Below are 15,704 nucleotides of genomic sequence, written 5' to 3'. Positions count from 1 at the left end.
AACATGACCATCCGCATCGCGATCAACGGCTACGGCCGTATCGGCCGCCAGGCACTGCGCTCCATCTACGAATACAAGCTGCGCGGCGACTTCGAAATCGTGGCCGTCAACGCCTCCGGCGACCTGGCCACCAACGCGCACCTGACCAAGTTCGACACCGTACACGGCCGTTTCGACGCCGAGGTGAGCCACGACGACAACCACCTGATCGTCAACGGCGACGTGATCCCGTTCTTCTCCACCCGCAACCCGGCCGAACTGCCGTGGGACAAGCTGCAGGTGGACCTGGTGCTGGAGTGCACCGGCTCCTTCACCACCAAGGAAAAGTGCCAGGCGCACCTGAACGCCGGCGCCAAGAAGGTGCTGATCTCGGCCCCGGGCGGCGACGACGTGGACGCCACCATCGTGTACGGCGTGAACCACGACGTGCTGACCGCCGACATGACCGTCGTGTCCAACGCGTCCTGCACCACCAACTGCCTGGCCCCGGTGGCCAAGGCGCTGAACGACGCCATCGGCATCAAGAAGGGCCTGATGACCACCATTCACGCCTTCACCAACGACCAGGTGCTGACCGACGTGCGTCACAAGGACCTGCGCCGCGCCCGTTCCGCCACCGACAACCTGATCCCGACCAAGACCGGCGCCGCCAAGGCGGTGGGCCTGGTGCTGCCGGAACTGAAGGGCCGTCTGGACGGCTTCTCGGTACGCGTGCCGACCATCAACGTGTCGCTGGTTGACCTGACCTTCACCGCGTCCCGCGACACCACCAAGGACGAGATCAACGAGATCGTCAAGGCCGCGTCCGAAGGCAGCATGAAGGGCACCCTGGGCTACAACACCCTGCCGCTGGTCTCCAGCGACTTCAACCACAGCACCGAAGGCTCCATCTTCGACGCCACCCTGACCAAGGTCACCGGCGGCAACATGGTGAAGGTGCTGGCCTGGTACGACAACGAGTGGGGCTTCTGCCAGCAGATGCTGAAGACCGCCAAGGCGATGTTCGCAGCAAAATAAAGCCAGACCATGCCGCCGGCCGCAAGGTTGGCCGCATGCCTGGTAGGGTGGGCCGGACACGTCCGGCCCACACCGTTGTTTGAACGGCAATGCGACGATCTGCCTGCGGGCAGATCGTCGCATTCCGGGCGATGGTGGGCCGAACCGCCCACCCTACCTAGCTGAGGAGATGAAATTGCAATTCAAGAAACTGACCGATCTGGATCTGGCCGGCAAGCGCGTCCTGATCCGCGTGGACATGAACGTGCCGGTGAAGAACGGCGTGATCGGCGACGACACCCGCATCCGCGCCAGCCTGCCGTCCATCGAGTACTGCCTGAAGGCCGGCGCCAGCGTGATCCTGATGACCCACCTCGGCCGCCCGACCGAAGGCGAGCCGAAGCCGGAAGACAGCCTGGCGCCGGTCGCCGCGCGCCTGTCCGAGCTGCTGGGCCAGGCCGTGACCGTGGCCGCCGACTGGCAAGCCGGCCTGCCGTTGGCCGCCGGCGAGGTGGCGATGCTGGAGAACGTGCGCCTGAACAAGGGCGAGAAAAAGAACAACGCCGAACTGGGCCGTGCTTACGCCAGCCTGTGCGACGTGTTTGTCAACGACGCCTTCGGCACCGCCCACCGCGCCGAAGCCTCCACCCACGCCGTGGCGCAGTTCGCGCCGGTGGCCTGCGCCGGCATCCTGCTGGCCGCCGAGCTGGACGCGCTGGGCAAGGCGCTGCTGGCGCCGGCCCGCCCGCTGGTGGCCATCGTCGCCGGCTCCAAGGTATCGACCAAGCTGACCATCCTGGAGGCGCTGGCCGACAAGGTGGACCAGCTGATCGTCGGCGGCGGCATCGCCAACACCTTCCTGCTGGCCGAAGGCAAGACCATCGGCAAGTCGCTGGCCGAGGCCGACCTGGTGGACGACGCCCGCCGCGTGATCGCCAAAATCCGCGCCCGCGGCGGCAATGTGCCGCTGCCGAGCGACGTGGTGTGCGCCAGCGAGTTCTCCGACACCGCCGCCGCCACGCTGAAGAACGTGGCGGAAGTGACGGCCGACGACATGATCCTGGACATCGGCCCGGACTCGGCCAAGGTGCTGGCCGACATCGTCGCCAAGGCCGGCACCGTGGTGTGGAACGGCCCGGTCGGCGTGTTCGAGATCGAGCAGTTCAGCCACGGCACCCAGGCGCTGGGCGAGGCCATCGCCAAATCGGCGGCGTTCTCCATCGCCGGCGGTGGCGACACCCTGGCGGCGATCGCCAAGTACGGCCTGACCGAGCAGATCAGCTACATCTCCACCGGCGGCGGTGCCTTCCTGGAGTTCCTGGAAGGCAAGGAGCTGCCGGCGGTCGCGATCCTCGGCGCGCGCGCCTGAGCGTAACGCTGTCACCGTGCGGCCAACGTTGACCGCACGGCGATGCTGTAACTTGCCGGGTACAGGCTTCGCGCCTAGACTCGGCAACACCCCCCATTACAGATGCAAGGAGCAGCGCCCATGGCCTTCGATACCTGGCTGATCTTCGTCGTCACCGTGTTTTTCGTGTCGGCGACCCCCGGTCCCAACATGCTGCTGGCGATGAGCCACGGCATCCGCTTCGGCCTGCGCGGCGCGCTGCCGACCATGGCCGGCCTGCTGCTGGCGCTGGGGCTGATCATGGGCGGTTCCGCTGCCGGCCTCGGCGCACTGCTGGCCGCCTCGGAACAGCTGTTCTCCTTCGTCAAGTACGCCGGCGCCGCCTATCTGGTGTGGCTGGGCTACCAGGCCTGGCGCGCACCGGTCAGCGAGCGCATGGGCAACGACGGTGACGACGACGGCGTGGCCGCCGTCAGCAACTGGCAGCGCTTCCGCACCGGCTTCCTAGTGGCGATGAGCAACCCGAAGGCCTTCGTGTTCTTTGCCGCGCTGTTCCCGCAGTTCATGCGCGCCGATGCACCGCAAATGCCGCAACTGGTGGTGCTGGCCGGCACCTTCTACGTGATCGAGAGCAGCTGGCAGGTGGTGTACGCCTTCGGCGGCGCCAAGCTCAAGCACTGGATCACCAGCCCGCTGCGCCAGCGCCTGATGAACCGCTTCGCCGGCGGCTCCTTCATGGCGGCCGGCGTGGCGCTGAGCACCGTCAGCCGCGCCTGACACGGCGGCCAACCTTTTTCCGCGCCGGCCACGGCTGGCGCGACAGCATTCAACTACTGGAGACACACCCATGGCACTCGTTTCGATGCGTCAGCTGCTGGACCACGCAGCAGAATTCAGCTACGGCCTGCCGGCCTTCAACGTCAACAACCTGGAACAGATGCGCGCCATCATGGAAGCCGCCGACAAGGTCGACGCGCCGGTGATCGTGCAGGCCTCGGCCGGCGCGCGCAAATACGCCGGCGCACCCTTCCTGCGCCACCTGATCCTGGCGGCGGTGGAAGAATTCCCGCACATCCCGGTGGTGATGCACCAGGATCACGGCACCAGCCCGGACGTGTGCCAGCGCTCCATCCAGCTGGGTTTCAGCTCGGTGATGATGGACGGCTCGCTGAAGAGCGACGGCAAGACCCCGGCCGACTACGACTACAACGTGGACGTTACCCGTACCGTGGTGAACTTCGCCCACGCCTGCGGCGTGTCGGTGGAAGGCGAGATCGGCTGCCTGGGCAGCCTGGAAACCGGCATGGCCGGTGAGGAAGACGGCGTGGGCGCCGAAGGCGTGCTGGACCACAGCCAGCTCTTGACCGACCCGGAAGAAGCCGCCCAGTTCGTCAAGGACACCGGCGTGGACGCGCTGGCCATCGCCATCGGCACCAGCCACGGCGCCTACAAGTTCACCAAGAAGCCGACCGGCGACGTGCTGCGCATCGACCGCATCAAGGAAATCCACGCCCGCATCCCCAACACCCACCTGGTGATGCACGGCTCCTCCAGCGTGCCGCAGGAATGGCTGCAGATCATCAACGAATTCGGCGGTGACCTGGGCGAGACCTACGGCGTGCCGGTAGAAGAGATCGTGGAAGGCATCAAGCACGGCGTGCGCAAGGTGAACATCGACACCGACCTGCGCCTGGCCTCCACCGGCGCCATCCGCCGCTTCCTGGCGCAGAACCCGAAGGAATTCGACCCGCGCAAATACCTGAAGGTATCCACCGACGCGATGCGCGACATCGTGCTGGCACGCTACGAAGCCTTCGGCGCCGCCGGCATGGCCAGCAAGATCAAGCCGGTGAGCCTGGATGCCATGGCCAACCTGTACCTGAAAGGCCAACTGGCGCAGATCGTGAAGTAATCACGGCCTGCTGATGCAGAACGCCACTCCGCGGAGTGGCGTTTTTGTTTTTGGCTTGCGGCCAACCTTGGCCGCATCAGGCCGCGTGCAGCCGGTCGCGGAACAGCGCGGCGATCAGGTCCGACTGGCTGATCACGCCGGCCAGCGTGCCGTCGCCCGCCAGCACCGGCACATGGTGCAGGCCGCGGTCGGCAAACAGCGGCACCAGCTCCACCAGGTGCAGGTCGTCGCGCACGCTGATCAGAGTGCTGCTCATGATCGCCGCCACCCGGCTGTCGCCGGCGCGGCCGCTGAGCAGGCGGGCCAGCCGTTCGCGCAGCCCCTGCGGCGAGCCGTCCAGCCGCTTGAGGAAGTCCACCAGCGACACCATGCCCAGCACCTGGCCGGCGTCGGTGACCACCGGCAACGCCCGCACCTTGTGCCGGCGCAGCAGCCGCCACGCCTCCGCCAGCGCGGTGTCCGGGCGCAGGCTGATCACGTCGCGCGACATGATGTCGCGGCAGCGGATGTCGCCCAGCCGGCGGCGGTAGGCGTGCATCTCCGCCAGCGTCATCACCTGTTCCAGATCGCTGCGGCTGATGTCGAGCAGATGGTTGAAGCCGGCCAGCGCCGCTTCCATGTCCTCCTCGCGGATGCCCAGCCGCGCCAGCGGTGCCGGATCGCGGATCAGGTGGCGGTTGGGCGGCGGCAGCGCGCGCGGGTAGGGGCGGCGCAGCAGGTAGTTGTTGAACAGCCAGGCCAGGACCAGCATCAGCAGCGCATTGCACAGCACCAGACCGACAAAGCCGAAACCCATCGCCTGCACCGCCGGGCCGCCGACCACCGCGTTCAGCGCGATGGCGCCGCCGGGCGGGTGCAGGCAACGCAGCGCGATCATGGCGAAGATGGCCAGCCCCACCGCCAGCCCGGCGGCCAGCGCCGGCTGCGCCACGTAGTGCGCGCACAGCACGCCGATGGCGGCCGACACCAGGTGGCCGCCCAGCAGTGGCCACGGTTGCGCCAGCGGGCTGCTGGGCAGCGCGTACAGCAGCACCGCCGCCGCGCCCATCGACGCCACCAGTAGCGGGGCCGGCCCCAGGGTCAGCGCGGTGAACAGGCCGGTGAGCGCGACGGCGAGGAGGGCGGCGGCGGCCACCAGCAGCTGTTCGCGACGGCCGATCACCAGCGGCTCCGGCCACCAGCGCTCCAGACGCCGGCGCAGTCCGGCCGGCAACAAGGCAAGAGAGGTCATCATCCCGCCATTGTATTTGAAGATGTATTTGGTTTGCCACTTTGCGGCCGCCATCCACCGCTTGGCCGCCGCCGCCGCGCTGCGTACACTATGCCGATGAGCGAACTTTTCTCCCCCCTCGAATGGGTCTTCGTGATCATCCTCGGCCTGGTGCCGCTGGCCGGCATCGTGTTCCACCTGTGGATCATGCTGCTGCGGCCGCCGAAGCAGCCGCCGGCCGACGCCGCCCCGCCGGCACAGGACCGCGAGCAGCCCTGACGCGCATCCCGCATCCCGGCTTTGCATTGGGCATGAGCAGCCGCTAGCATGAACGCATGCCGGCAATGGTGCCCAAGGAGAACGAGATGGCAATGGATGTGATCGACTACCAGATCTTCGGCGACGACATGCAGTACGTCGAGGTGGAGCTGGACCCCGGCGAGGCCGCGGTCGGCGAGGCCGGCGCGCTGTACTACATGGAAGACGATGTCAGCATGGACACCATCTTCGGCGACGGCTCGGCGGCGCAGGGCGGGCTGATGGGCAAGCTGCTCGGCGCCGGCAAACGGCTGATCACCGGCGAATCGCTGTTCACCACCGTCTACCTCAACCAGGGCCAGCGCAAGCGCCGCGTCGCCTTTGCCGCCAGCTATCCCGGCAAGATCGTGCCGGTGCACCTCTTGGAGCTGGGCGGCACACTGTACGCGCAGAAGGACAGCTTTCTCGCCGCCGCAAAGGGCGTCAGCCTCAGCCTCGCGTTCCAGAAGAAGATCGGCACCGGCCTGTTCGGCGGCGAGGGCTTCATCATGCAGAAGCTGGACGGCGACGGTTACGTGTTCCTGCACGCCGGCGGCACGCTGACCAGCCGCCAGCTGCAGCCGGGCGAGGTGCTGCGCGTCGATACCGGCTGCGTGGTGGCCTACCAGCCGACGGTGGATTTCGACATCGAGTACGTCGGCAAGCTGAAGTCGGCGCTGTTCGGCGGCGAAGGGCTGTTCTTTGCCAAACTGACCGGCCCCGGCCACGTGTGGCTGCAATCGCTGCCGCTGTCGCGGCTGGCCGACCGCATCGTCGCCGCCAGCCCCAAGGCCGGCGGCAACAGCAGCGAACAGGGTTCGCTGCTGGGCGGCCTCGGCAATATCCTGGACGGCAAGGACTGAAAGCTCCGGCATGAAAAAAGCCCGGAGCGCGCTCCGGGCTTTTCTGTCGGCGGCAGGCTTACTTGCCGGACGGCACGCCGACCTTGGCGCGACGGGCCTGGACCGCGTCGGCCAGCGTCTGCAGCAGCGCCTCGGTATTGTCCCAGCCGATGCAGGCGTCGGTGATGCTCTGGCCGTAGGTCAGTTCGCAGCCCGGTTTCAGGTCCTGGCGGCCTTCCACCAGGTGGCTTTCCACCATCACGCCGAAGATGTGCTGGTCACCGGCCGCCAGTTGCGCGGCGACGTCGTCGCACACTTCCATCTGGCGACGGTAGTCCTTGCGGCTGTTGGCGTGGCTGAAGTCCACCATCAGCTTCTGCGGCAGGCCGACGGCGGCCAGCTCGGCGGCGGCGGCCTGCACATAGCGGGCCTCGTAGTTCGGTTCCTTGCCGCCACGCAGGATCACGTGGCAGTCCGGGTTGCCGCCGGTCTCGACGATGGCGGAGTGGCCGGTCTTGGTCACCGACAGGAAGTGGTGCGACACGCTGGCGGAGCGGATGGCGTCGACCGCGATCTTCAGGTTGCCGTCGGTACCGTTCTTGAACCCGACCGGGCAGGACAGGCCGGAGGCCAGTTCGCGGTGCACCTGCGATTCGGTGGTGCGCGCGCCGATGGCGCCCCAGCTGATCAGGTCGGCCAGGTACTGCGGCGTGATCATGTCCAGGAATTCGGTGGCCGCCGGCATGCCCATGCTGTTCAGGTTCAGCAGCAGGCGGCGCGCCAGGCGCAGGCCGGTGTTGATGTCGTAGGACTCGTCCAGGTGCGGATCGTTGATCAGGCCCTTCCAGCCGACGGTGGTGCGCGGTTTTTCGAAGTAGACGCGCATCACGATCTGCAGCTCGTTGGCGTACTTCTGGCGCAGCGGCAGCAGGCGGCGCGCGTACTCTTCCGCCGCGGCCGGATCGTGGATGGAACAGGGGCCGATCACCACCAGCAGGCGGTCGTCCTCGGCACGCAGCAGACGGGCAATGTCACGACGGGCGTTGAAGATCAGCTCGGCGGCGGATTCGTTGATCGGCAGCTCGTACAGGTGGGCAATCGGCGGGAGCAGTTCTTTGATGTCGCGGATTCTGACGTCGTCGGTCTGGCGGTGCATTGCGGTGTCCTTGGTCTCTTTTGTTTGCATAGCAACATTACCCGCTTCACCCAGCCATGCCAAGCCCAAACCGCATCGCGGCCGGCGATTTTTTGGCCCCGCCCGGTCTGGCCACGATGGCATGAGCTGCCAAACACAGGGTCTGAAAACAGCACCACTGGAACATCATTCCAAAACATGTGCCAATAAAAACAAAAAGCACCCCAAAGGGTGCTTTTGCCGGATCATGCGGCCAACCTGGGCTCAGTCGGCGTACTGGCGCTTCATGCGTTCGCGACGCTCCTGCGCTTCCACCGACAGCGATGCCGTCGGGCGGGCCAGCAGGCGCTTGAGGCCGATAGGCTCGCCGGTGTCCTCGCAATAGCCGTAGCTGCCGTCTTCGATCAAACGCAGGGTGGACTGGATCTTCTGCAGCAGCTTGCGCTCGCGGTCGCGGGTGCGCAGCTCCAGCGCGTACTCTTCTTCCAGTGTGGCTCGATCCGCCGGATCGGGCGTGGCTTCCTGCTCCTGCAGGTGGCTAGCCGTGGCACTGGCGTTGCTCAACAGCTCTTGTTGCATGTTCAACAAGCGCTCCTTGAAGAACTCAAGATGGTCGGCGTTCATGTAGTCATCGCCGGACCAGTTGATGATGTCTTGTTCAGTCAGCTTGGCCATAGTTTGATGCTTCCAGCTATAAAGTTGTGGCAACAGGCGTGGAAGATTACCGACGGCATAAGGAAAGTGCAACACAATCCGTACGCCATTTCCGCCGCAACTGTCTTTTATCTTGTGTATATAGTGCCGAACGGGGGTGAACTCAAGAGGACAGGCCGATTAAGGCCAGACTTAAGACATTGGCAAGAAACACGGAAAGCGGCGGCGGCGGCCAGCCGGCGCCGCGCCAACGCAACAAAAGCGCCTGACGGCGCTTTATGTTGCATAAAACATGATTATTTCTGGCTCAATACCCACTTCACCAGTGTTTTCAGATCGGCGTCGCTGACCTGCGGGTGGGCCGGCATCGGGATCGGGCCCCAGACACCGGAACCGCCGGCCTTGACCTTGGCCACCAGCTTGGCTTCGGCGCTCTTGTCGCCCGCGTATTTCTTGGCGACATCCTTGTAGGCCGGGCCGACCAGCTTCTTGTCGACCGAGTGACAGGCGACACAAGCGTATTTCTGCGCCAGCTGCAGGTTGGCAAAAGCAGGGGTGGCCAGCACGCCCAGGGCCACAGCGGCCAATAGCATTTTCTTCATGCAAAGTTCTCCACAGGATCAAATCCCTGCCTGGCTCCGTCGCCAGGCAGGTCAACGCTACTTGATAACTGAATGCTCATACTGCCATCTTGAGTTGCATCAAGAAAGACATTTCCAGCATCCGGACCGGCAGCATCAGGATCACCTGGATCACCAGCAGCAGCACCAGCGGCGACAGGTCGACGCCGCCGACCACCGCGCGCTGGAACGGCCTCAGGTAGGGACGGGTCAGCGCCTCCAACACCGGGCGCAGCCCGTTGTAGGGGTTGACCCAGCTGAGGATGGCCAGCACGAACACCGCGCCCATCAACAGGTACAGCGACAGGCGGAACACGTCGAGCACGGCCAGCAGCGTCAGCGCCAGCCAGCTCTGCGGGTGCAGCAGGTCGTAGGGCAGCGGGTTGAGCAGCAGGATGCAGACCAGCGCCAGCAGCGATACCGCCCACGCCAGCACCATGGTGGCGGTGTCATAACTGCGCCACGCCGGAATCCAGCGCCGCAAGGGCAACACCGCAAAATTGCTGACCGCGATCACGAACTGGGTCAGCGGATGCTTGAACGGCGCCCGCGCCACCTGCAGGTAGAAGCGCATCAGCAGCACCAGCACGAACAGCTCGCTGATGGTCTTGATCAGGAATTGCAGTGTTTCCAGCAGCATCATTCGCCATCCTTGCTCAACAGGTCACCCAGCTCCACCGAGCGGGCACGGCAGTCCAGCGCCCCGGCGATGATCGCCGCCTTGACGCCCTCGGCCTCGAAACGGGCGATGGCGCGCTCGGTGGTGCCGCCCTTGGACATCACGTTGGTACGCAAGGTTGCCACCGGCAGCGGGCTTTGCCTGGCCAGCTCCACCGCGCCCTCGAAGGTGCCTAGCACCAGCGCCCGCGCTTCCTGCTCGCTGAAGCCGACCTGGCAGGCGCCCTCGATCATGCTCTCGATAAAGTAGAACACGTAGGCCGGGCCGCTGCCGGAGACGCTGGTGATGTCGTCGATGCCACCCTCGGTCTCCAGCCAGCTGGTGATGCCGACCGCCTGCATGATGCTCTCCGCGGTGCGGCGATCCGCCTCGCCGACATCGGCGGCGGCGTACAGCCCGGACACGCCCTTGCCGACCATGGCCGGGGTGTTGGGCATCACCCGCACGATGCGCGGGCTGCCCAGCCAGCGGCTCAGCGCGTCCAGCCGCACCCCGGCGGCGATCGACACCACCAGCGCGCCGTGCAGGCGCGGCGCCAGTTGCTGGCACACCGCCTGCAACGCCTGCGGCTTGACCGCCAGCACCACCACCTCGTCGGCGGCAAAGCGCGCCGGCAGGGTCGCCAGCGCGGTGACGCCGAACTCGGCCTGCAGGCTGGCGCGCTTGTCTTCGTGCAGCTCCACCACGCTGATCTGCTGGCCGGGCTGTTTGCAGAGTCCGGAAATGATGGCGGAGGCCATATTGCCGCCACCGATGAACGTGATACGCATGGTTTTCCCCTGGTTCTTGTGGCTTCGCCCGCTGGCGAAGCCTGGTTGGACGGTTAGCCGTAGTGACGCGCGCCGAAGATCGCGGTACCGACGCGCACCATGGTGCTGCCGGCGGCGATCGCCGCCGCCATGTCGCCGGACATGCCCATCGACAGCGTGTCGGTGGCGATGCCGGCCGCCGCCAGCTGCTGCTGCAGCGTGGCCAGCACGCCGAAGCGTGCGGCCAACGTTGCCGCGTCCTGCGTCGGCTCCGGAATGCACATCAGCCCACGCAGGCGCAGGCCGGGCAGGGCGGCGATGGCCTGCGCCAGCGGCAGCACCTCGTCCGGCGCACAGCCGCTCTTGCTGTCCTCGCCGGAGACGTTGACCTGGATGCAGACATTCAGCGGCGGCAAGGCTGCCGGGCGCTGCGCCGACAGCCGTTCGGCGATCTTCAGTCGTTCCACCGAGTGCACCCAGTGCGCCAGCTCCGCCACCGGCCGCGTCTTGTTCGACTGCAGCGGGCCGATGAAATGCCACTCCGGCGCCAGATCCTGCAGCTCGGCGGCCTTGGCCTGCAGCTCCTGCACGTAGTTCTCGCCGAAGCGGCGCTGGCCGGCGGCGTAGGCGTCGCGCACCGCCGCCGCCGGAAAGGTCTTGCTCACCGCCAGCAGGGTCACGCTGTCGGCGTCGCGCCCGGCGGCCTGCGCCGCACTGCCGATCGCCGCGCGTACCCGCTGCAGGGCGCTGCTGATATCTGTCATCGTCTGCTCGCTTTCTCTCCCGCCGGGTGCCGCGACCTCAGTGGGCAGCGGCACCCGGCGGCGTTACAATCGTCCGCATCGATTCGATGAACCCGGCATTGTTGCGGACGCGGAGAAATTATATGGAAATTTCCGAACTTCTGGCCTTTACGGTCAAAAACAAGGCATCGGACCTGCACCTGTCGTCCGGCTTGCCGCCGATCATACGGGTACACGGCGACATCCGCCGCATCAACCTGCCACCGATGCCGCACCACGACGTGCACGACATGGTGTACGACATCATGAACGACCACCAGCGCAAGGCCTTCGAGGAGACCTTCGAGTGCGACTTCTCCTTCGAGCTGCCGGGCATCGCCCGCTTCCGCGTCAACGTGTTCCAGCAGAACCGCGGCATTGCCGCGGTGTTCCGCGTGATTCCATCCAAGGTGCTGTCGCTGGAAGACCTCAACGCGCCGAAGATCTTCCGCGAGATCGCCGACCTGCCGCGCGGCATCGTGCTGGTCACCGGCCCCACCGGCTCCGGCAAGTCCACCACGCTGGCGGCGATGGTCGACTACGTCAACGAGAACCAGTACTCGCACATCCTGACGGTGGAAGACCCGATCGAATTCGTGCACGAGAGCAAGAAGGGCCTGATCAACCAGCGCGAACTCGGTGCCCAGACGCAGAGCTTCGCCAATGCGCTGAAGAGCGCGCTGCGCGAGGACCCGGACGTGATCCTGGTCGGCGAGATGCGCGACCTGGAAACCATCCGCCTGGCGCTGACCGCCGCCGAGACCGGCCACCTGGTGTTCGGCACCCTGCACACCAGCGGCGCCGCCAAGACCGTCGACCGTATCGTTGACGTGTTCCCGGCCGGCGAGAAGGAAATGGTGCGCGCGATGCTGTCGGAAAGCCTGCGCGCGGTGATCTCGCAGACGCTGCTGAAGACCAAGGACGAGAGCGGCCGCGTCGCCGCCCATGAAATCATGATCGGCACCCCGGCGATCCGCAACCTGATCCGCGAGAACAAGATCGCGCAGATCAACTCCATGATCCAGACCGGCCAGCAGCACGGCATGCAGACCATGGACATGTGCCTGCAGGAGCTGGTGCGGCGCAATGTGGTGTCGGTCCAGGAAGCCCGGCAAAAGGCGTCCAACAAGGACGCGTTCTAAGCGAGGAGGCAGCACATGGAAAAGGATCAGGCATCAAAATTCATCCACGACCTGCTCAAGCACGCCGCCAGCAAGAACGCCTCCGACATCTTCATCACCTCCGACTTTCCGCCGGCGATGAAGATCGACGGCAAGATCACGCCGGTGGCACCGCAGGCGCTGACCGCGCAGCACTGCAAGGAGCTGGTGCGCTCGGTGATGAACGACCGCCAGATGGAGGAGTTCGAGTCCAGCTCCGAGGCCAACTTCGCCATCAGCCCGCCCGGCATCGGCCGCTTCCGCGTCAGCGCCTACATGCAGCAGGGCAAGGCCGGCATGGTGCTGCGCAAGATCAACACCGAGATCCCGACGCTGGAGCAGCTGAGCATGCCGGCGGTGCTGAAGGACGTGGCGATGATCAAGCGCGGGCTGGTGATCTTCGTCGGCGGCACCGGCTCCGGCAAGTCCACCTCGCTGGCGGGGCTGGTGGACTGGCGCAACAGCAACGCGGCCGACCACATCATCACCCTGGAAGACCCGATCGAGTACGTGCACCAGCACAAGAAGAGCATCATCACCCAGCGCGAGATCGGCGTGGACACCGAGAGCTGGGAGGTGGCGCTGAAGAACACGCTGCGCCAGGCGCCGGACGTGATCCTGATGGGCGAGATCCGCGACCGCGAGTCGATGATGTACGGCCTGCAGTTCGCCGAGACCGGCCACCTGTGCCTGGCCACGCTGCACGCCAACAACGCCAACCAGGCGCTGGACCGCATCCTCAACTTCTTCCCGGAGGAGCGCCACCAGCAGGTGCTGATGGACCTGTCGCTGAACATGCGCGCCATCGTGTCGCAGCGGCTGATTCCGCTGAAGCAGGTCAAGGGCCGCGTCGCGGCGGTGGAAATCCTGCTCAACAGCCCGCTGATCGCCGACCTGATCTTCAAGGGCGAGGTGTCCGGCATCAAGGAGGTGATGTCGCGCTCGCGCGAGACCGGGATGCAGACCTTCGACCAGGCGCTGTTCGAGCTGTACGAAAGCGGCCAGATCAGCCTCGAGGACGCGCTGCGCAACGCCGACTCGGTCAACGACCTGCGCCTGAAGATCAAGCTCTACGGCGAGGAGAGCAAGCGCAGCGATCCGCTGGGCGGGCTCGATCACCTCGACATCGTGTAAAAAAGGTTGGCCGCAACGGCGTGCGGCCAACCTTGTCTCCTGCCACCACGCTCCCGGCTCAGGCGGGGAAGTCGTCGCTCCACATCCTGCGCACCCACTCCAGCGCCTCCAGCTGCACCTGGTTGAAGTTGTCCGCCGCCAGCGTCGGCAGCGGCGCCGGCACCTCGCGGCACTCGGCCAGCTCGGTCTGCGCCAGCAGCTCGCCGAGCGAGCCCCCGCGGTACAGCAGCGCCTGCAGCACCTTGTCGCGCAGCGCCAGCGACGCCACCAGCGACTGCATGCTCATGCCCAGCAGGCTGTCGGCCAGCGACAGGATGCCGGTCATGAACGCCTCGTCGCGCTCGGCCGGCGGTGCCATCAGCTCCATCATGCGGCCGCGCACCGCCGCCATCTCCAGCAGCGGGCTGGGGCCGCGGCCCGGCCGGCAGTCGGCGGCGAACAGGATGACCAGCGCCCAGCGCTTCAGCCGTGACGAGCCGAGCATAGTCAGCGCCTCGCGGATGGAGCGCACCGGGCGGCCGTAGTTTTCCGCGGCGTTGACCAGCTTCAGCAGGCTGACCACCATGTCCGGCGCGCCCTTGAACGCCTCTTCCAGCGCCAGCAGCTCGGCGTCCTGCATCACCAGCCCCAGCAGGCGCAGCATCAGCGCGCGGTGCGGATGGGCACGCTGCTGCTGCATGACGGTCGGCTTGGCGAAGAAGTAGCCCTGGAACAGGCGGATGCCCAGCTCGCGGCAGCGCTCGAACTGCTCGTAGCTGTCCACCTTTTCCGCCAGCAGCTGGCCGCGGTAGCCCTGCAGCCGCTGCAGCAGCGCCGGCAGCCGCGCCAGCGACACCTGCTGCAGGTCGATCTTCAGGTAGGACACCAGCGGCAGCATCGCCTGGATTTCCGGGGTGATGTCGCTGACATCGTCCAGCGCCAGCCGGTAGCCGCGCGCCCGCAGCTCGCGGCAGCGCGCGCGCACCGAGTCGTCCAGCGGCACGCTCTCCAGGATCTCGATGATGATGCTCTCCGGCGGCAGCAGGTCCAGTACCGGGCTTTTCAGCAGCCATTCATTGACGTTGATGAAGCCGGGACAGCCCTCCAGCACCCGCGACATGCCCAGATCGATGAAGGTGTGGCGGATCACCGAGGCGGTAGCGCTGACGTCATCCGGGAACTGCGCGCGGTTTTCCGGTCCGGAGCGGAACAGCAGTTCGTAGGCGACGCGCTGCTGCTGGACATCGACAATCGGTTGGCGGCCAAGATAGATGGTGGTGTGCATGTCGGCGATATTAGCGGATGCCATCGGCAAACAAAACCGCGATCATGACCACCCGATGTCAGGCATGATCAAGCGCAAGCCTGACGGGGGAAAAAACCACACCCGCAGACGCAGGTGCAAAAAACGCCACCGCAAGGGTGGCGTTCCATGTGAAACGTTGGCCGCAACGGTTGCGGCCAACCTTTTGCTCAGTGCGCCAGGATCTTGGACAGGAACTGGCGCGCACGCTCGGAGCGGGCGTCGATATTGCCGAAGAATTCCTCCTTCTCGCAGTCCTCGACGATGGCGCCGCGGTCCATGAAGATCACGCGGTTGGCCACCTTGCGCGCAAAGCCCATCTCGTGGGTCACGCACATCATGGTCATGCCTTCGTGCGCCAGCTCCACCATCACGTCCAGCACCTCGTTGACCATCTCCGGGTCCAGCGCCGACGTCGGTTCGTCGAACAGCATCGCGATCGGGTCCATCGCCAGCGCGCGGGCGATCGCCACGCGCTGCTGCTGGCCGCCGGACAGCTGGCCGGGAAACTTATTGGCGTGCGCCTTCAGGCCGACGCGGTCGAGGTAGTGCATGCCCTTCTGCATCGCCTCGTCCTTGCTGCGGCCGAGCACGCGCTGTTGCGCGATGGTCAGGTTCTCGGTGATCGACAGGTGCGGGAACAGCTCGAAGTTCTGGAACACCATGCCGATGCGGGCGCGCAGTTTCGGCAGGTCGGTCTTCGGGTCGCCGACCGACACGCCGTCGACGAAGATCTCGCCCTTCTGGAACGGCTCCAGCGCGTTGACGGTCTTGATCAGCGTGGACTTGCCGGAGCCGGACGGGCCGCACACCACCACCACTTCGCCTTTCTTGACGTTGGTCGTGCAATCGGTGAGCACCTGGAAGTCACCGTACCATTTGCTGACGTTCTTGATCTCGATCA

Annotated in this window: 17 protein-coding genes; 8 read left to right on the top strand and 9 right to left on the bottom strand. The window is 66.0% G+C overall.

Going from position 1 to position 15,704, the window contains the following annotated elements; translation table 11 throughout:
• Positions 1-3 precede the first annotated feature (3 nt).
• From gap to fba, 4 genes are all read left to right on the top strand, one after another.
• Entirely contained in the window at positions 4-1,017 is a 1,014-nt protein-coding gene (gap, locus tag IE100_RS05600; protein ID WP_189373137.1) for a type I glyceraldehyde-3-phosphate dehydrogenase, read from the top strand.
• 175 nt (positions 1,018-1,192) lie between these two features.
• A complete protein-coding gene (locus IE100_RS05595; RefSeq protein ID WP_189373421.1) occupies positions 1,193-2,365 on the top strand; it encodes a phosphoglycerate kinase in 1,173 nt (390 codons plus the stop codon).
• A gap of 120 nt (positions 2,366-2,485) precedes the next feature.
• Positions 2,486-3,121 (top strand): LysE family translocator, encoded by a 636-nt coding sequence (locus tag IE100_RS05590; RefSeq protein WP_189373136.1) that lies wholly within the window; start codon positions 2,486-2,488, stop codon positions 3,119-3,121.
• Between the two features lie 70 nt (positions 3,122-3,191).
• Complete coding sequence (gene fba, locus IE100_RS05585) at positions 3,192-4,256, top strand: class II fructose-bisphosphate aldolase (RefSeq protein WP_189373135.1); 1,065 nt, start codon at positions 3,192-3,194, stop codon at positions 4,254-4,256.
• A 76-nt stretch (positions 4,257-4,332) separates the two neighbouring features.
• Here fba and IE100_RS05580 read toward each other — a convergent pair whose 3' ends face one another.
• Positions 4,333-5,490 (bottom strand): HPP family protein, encoded by a 1,158-nt coding sequence (locus tag IE100_RS05580; protein ID WP_189373134.1) that lies wholly within the window; start codon positions 5,488-5,490, stop codon positions 4,333-4,335.
• 93 nt (positions 5,491-5,583) lie between these two features.
• Here IE100_RS05580 and IE100_RS05575 point away from each other — a divergent pair, with 93 nt between their 5' ends.
• Positions 5,584-5,745 carry a hypothetical protein gene (locus IE100_RS05575; RefSeq protein ID WP_189373446.1) on the top strand — a complete coding sequence of 54 codons (162 nt, stop codon included), beginning with the start codon at positions 5,584-5,586 and terminating at the stop codon, positions 5,743-5,745.
• An 86-nt stretch (positions 5,746-5,831) separates the two neighbouring features.
• Positions 5,832-6,626: a TIGR00266 family protein gene (locus IE100_RS05570; protein ID WP_189373133.1), complete on the top strand. Its 795-nt coding sequence runs from the start codon at positions 5,832-5,834 to the stop codon at positions 6,624-6,626.
• 58 nt (positions 6,627-6,684) lie between these two features.
• Here the strand turns inward: IE100_RS05570 and aroG are convergent, their stop codons facing one another.
• From aroG to IE100_RS05540, 6 genes are all read right to left on the bottom strand, one after another.
• On the bottom strand, positions 6,685-7,761 hold the full coding sequence (gene aroG / locus IE100_RS05565) for a 3-deoxy-7-phosphoheptulonate synthase AroG (RefSeq protein ID WP_189373132.1): 1,077 nt from the start codon (positions 7,759-7,761) through the stop codon (positions 6,685-6,687).
• Positions 7,762-8,004: 243 nt separating this feature from the next.
• Entirely contained in the window at positions 8,005-8,415 is a 411-nt protein-coding gene (gene dksA / locus IE100_RS05560; RefSeq protein WP_047967729.1) for an RNA polymerase-binding protein DksA, read from the bottom strand.
• Positions 8,416-8,690: 275 nt separating this feature from the next.
• Positions 8,691-8,996, bottom strand: a complete 306-nt coding sequence (locus IE100_RS05555; RefSeq protein ID WP_189373131.1) for a c-type cytochrome — start codon at positions 8,994-8,996, stop codon at positions 8,691-8,693.
• Positions 8,997-9,072: 76 nt separating this feature from the next.
• Positions 9,073-9,657, bottom strand: coding sequence for a YggT family protein (locus IE100_RS05550; RefSeq protein WP_229800244.1), 585 nt, complete (start codon positions 9,655-9,657; stop codon positions 9,073-9,075).
• A complete protein-coding gene (gene proC, locus IE100_RS05545; RefSeq protein WP_189373130.1) occupies positions 9,654-10,463 on the bottom strand; it encodes a pyrroline-5-carboxylate reductase in 810 nt (269 codons plus the stop codon). Before proC ends, IE100_RS05550 begins: the two co-directional genes overlap by 4 nt.
• A gap of 53 nt (positions 10,464-10,516) precedes the next feature.
• A complete protein-coding gene (locus tag IE100_RS05540; RefSeq protein ID WP_189373129.1) occupies positions 10,517-11,206 on the bottom strand; it encodes a YggS family pyridoxal phosphate-dependent enzyme in 690 nt (229 codons plus the stop codon).
• Between the two features lie 122 nt (positions 11,207-11,328).
• Here IE100_RS05540 and IE100_RS05535 point away from each other — a divergent pair, with 122 nt between their 5' ends.
• The gene (locus IE100_RS05535) at positions 11,329-12,366 is read left to right on the top strand and encodes a type IV pilus twitching motility protein PilT (RefSeq protein WP_189373128.1); all 1,038 of its coding nucleotides are present in this window, start codon (positions 11,329-11,331) and stop codon (positions 12,364-12,366) included.
• Between the two features lie 15 nt (positions 12,367-12,381).
• A complete protein-coding gene (locus IE100_RS05530) occupies positions 12,382-13,518 on the top strand; it encodes a PilT/PilU family type 4a pilus ATPase (protein ID WP_189373127.1) in 1,137 nt (378 codons plus the stop codon).
• A 58-nt stretch (positions 13,519-13,576) separates the two neighbouring features.
• On the opposite strand, the gene IE100_RS05525 is transcribed toward IE100_RS05530, so the two are convergent.
• Together IE100_RS05525 and IE100_RS05520 are read right to left on the bottom strand one after the other, a co-directional pair.
• On the bottom strand, positions 13,577-14,806 hold the full coding sequence (locus tag IE100_RS05525) for an EAL and HDOD domain-containing protein (RefSeq protein WP_189373126.1): 1,230 nt from the start codon (positions 14,804-14,806) through the stop codon (positions 13,577-13,579).
• A gap of 164 nt (positions 14,807-14,970) precedes the next feature.
• The gene (locus IE100_RS05520) at positions 14,971-15,702 is read right to left on the bottom strand and encodes an amino acid ABC transporter ATP-binding protein (RefSeq protein WP_189373125.1); all 732 of its coding nucleotides are present in this window, start codon (positions 15,700-15,702) and stop codon (positions 14,971-14,973) included.
• Positions 15,703-15,704: the final 2 nt, after the last annotated feature.

Origin of the sequence: Vogesella alkaliphila (assembly GCF_014652475.1) — a bacterium.
In the GTDB taxonomy this organism is placed as follows: Bacteria; Pseudomonadota; Gammaproteobacteria; order Burkholderiales; family Chromobacteriaceae; genus Vogesella; species Vogesella alkaliphila.
This window is presented reverse-complemented; position numbering and strand designations above follow the sequence as displayed.

Coding starts and splice junctions, on each gene's coding strand:
- IE100_RS05530 (WP_189373127.1), top strand. CDS start 12,382: ATGGAAAAGGATCAGGCATCAAAATTCATCCACGACCTGCTCAAGCAC.
- gap (WP_189373137.1), top strand. CDS start 4: ATGACCATCCGCATCGCGATCAACGGCTACGGCCGTATCGGCCGCCAG.
- fba (WP_189373135.1), top strand. CDS start 3,192: ATGGCACTCGTTTCGATGCGTCAGCTGCTGGACCACGCAGCAGAATTC.
- IE100_RS05580 (WP_189373134.1), bottom strand. CDS start 5,490: ATGATGACCTCTCTTGCCTTGTTGCCGGCCGGACTGCGCCGGCGTCTG.
- IE100_RS05555 (WP_189373131.1), bottom strand. CDS start 8,996: ATGAAGAAAATGCTATTGGCCGCTGTGGCCCTGGGCGTGCTGGCCACC.
- proC (WP_189373130.1), bottom strand. CDS start 10,463: ATGCGTATCACGTTCATCGGTGGCGGCAATATGGCCTCCGCCATCATT.
- IE100_RS05540 (WP_189373129.1), bottom strand. CDS start 11,206: ATGACAGATATCAGCAGCGCCCTGCAGCGGGTACGCGCGGCGATCGGC.
- IE100_RS05590 (WP_189373136.1), top strand. CDS start 2,486: ATGGCCTTCGATACCTGGCTGATCTTCGTCGTCACCGTGTTTTTCGTG.
- IE100_RS05535 (WP_189373128.1), top strand. CDS start 11,329: ATGGAAATTTCCGAACTTCTGGCCTTTACGGTCAAAAACAAGGCATCG.
- IE100_RS05570 (WP_189373133.1), top strand. CDS start 5,832: ATGGCAATGGATGTGATCGACTACCAGATCTTCGGCGACGACATGCAG.
- aroG (WP_189373132.1), bottom strand. CDS start 7,761: ATGCACCGCCAGACCGACGACGTCAGAATCCGCGACATCAAAGAACTG.
- dksA (WP_047967729.1), bottom strand. CDS start 8,415: ATGGCCAAGCTGACTGAACAAGACATCATCAACTGGTCCGGCGATGAC.
- IE100_RS05575 (WP_189373446.1), top strand. CDS start 5,584: ATGAGCGAACTTTTCTCCCCCCTCGAATGGGTCTTCGTGATCATCCTC.
- IE100_RS05550 (WP_229800244.1), bottom strand. CDS start 9,657: ATGATGCTGCTGGAAACACTGCAATTCCTGATCAAGACCATCAGCGAG.
- IE100_RS05525 (WP_189373126.1), bottom strand. CDS start 14,806: ATGGCATCCGCTAATATCGCCGACATGCACACCACCATCTATCTTGGC.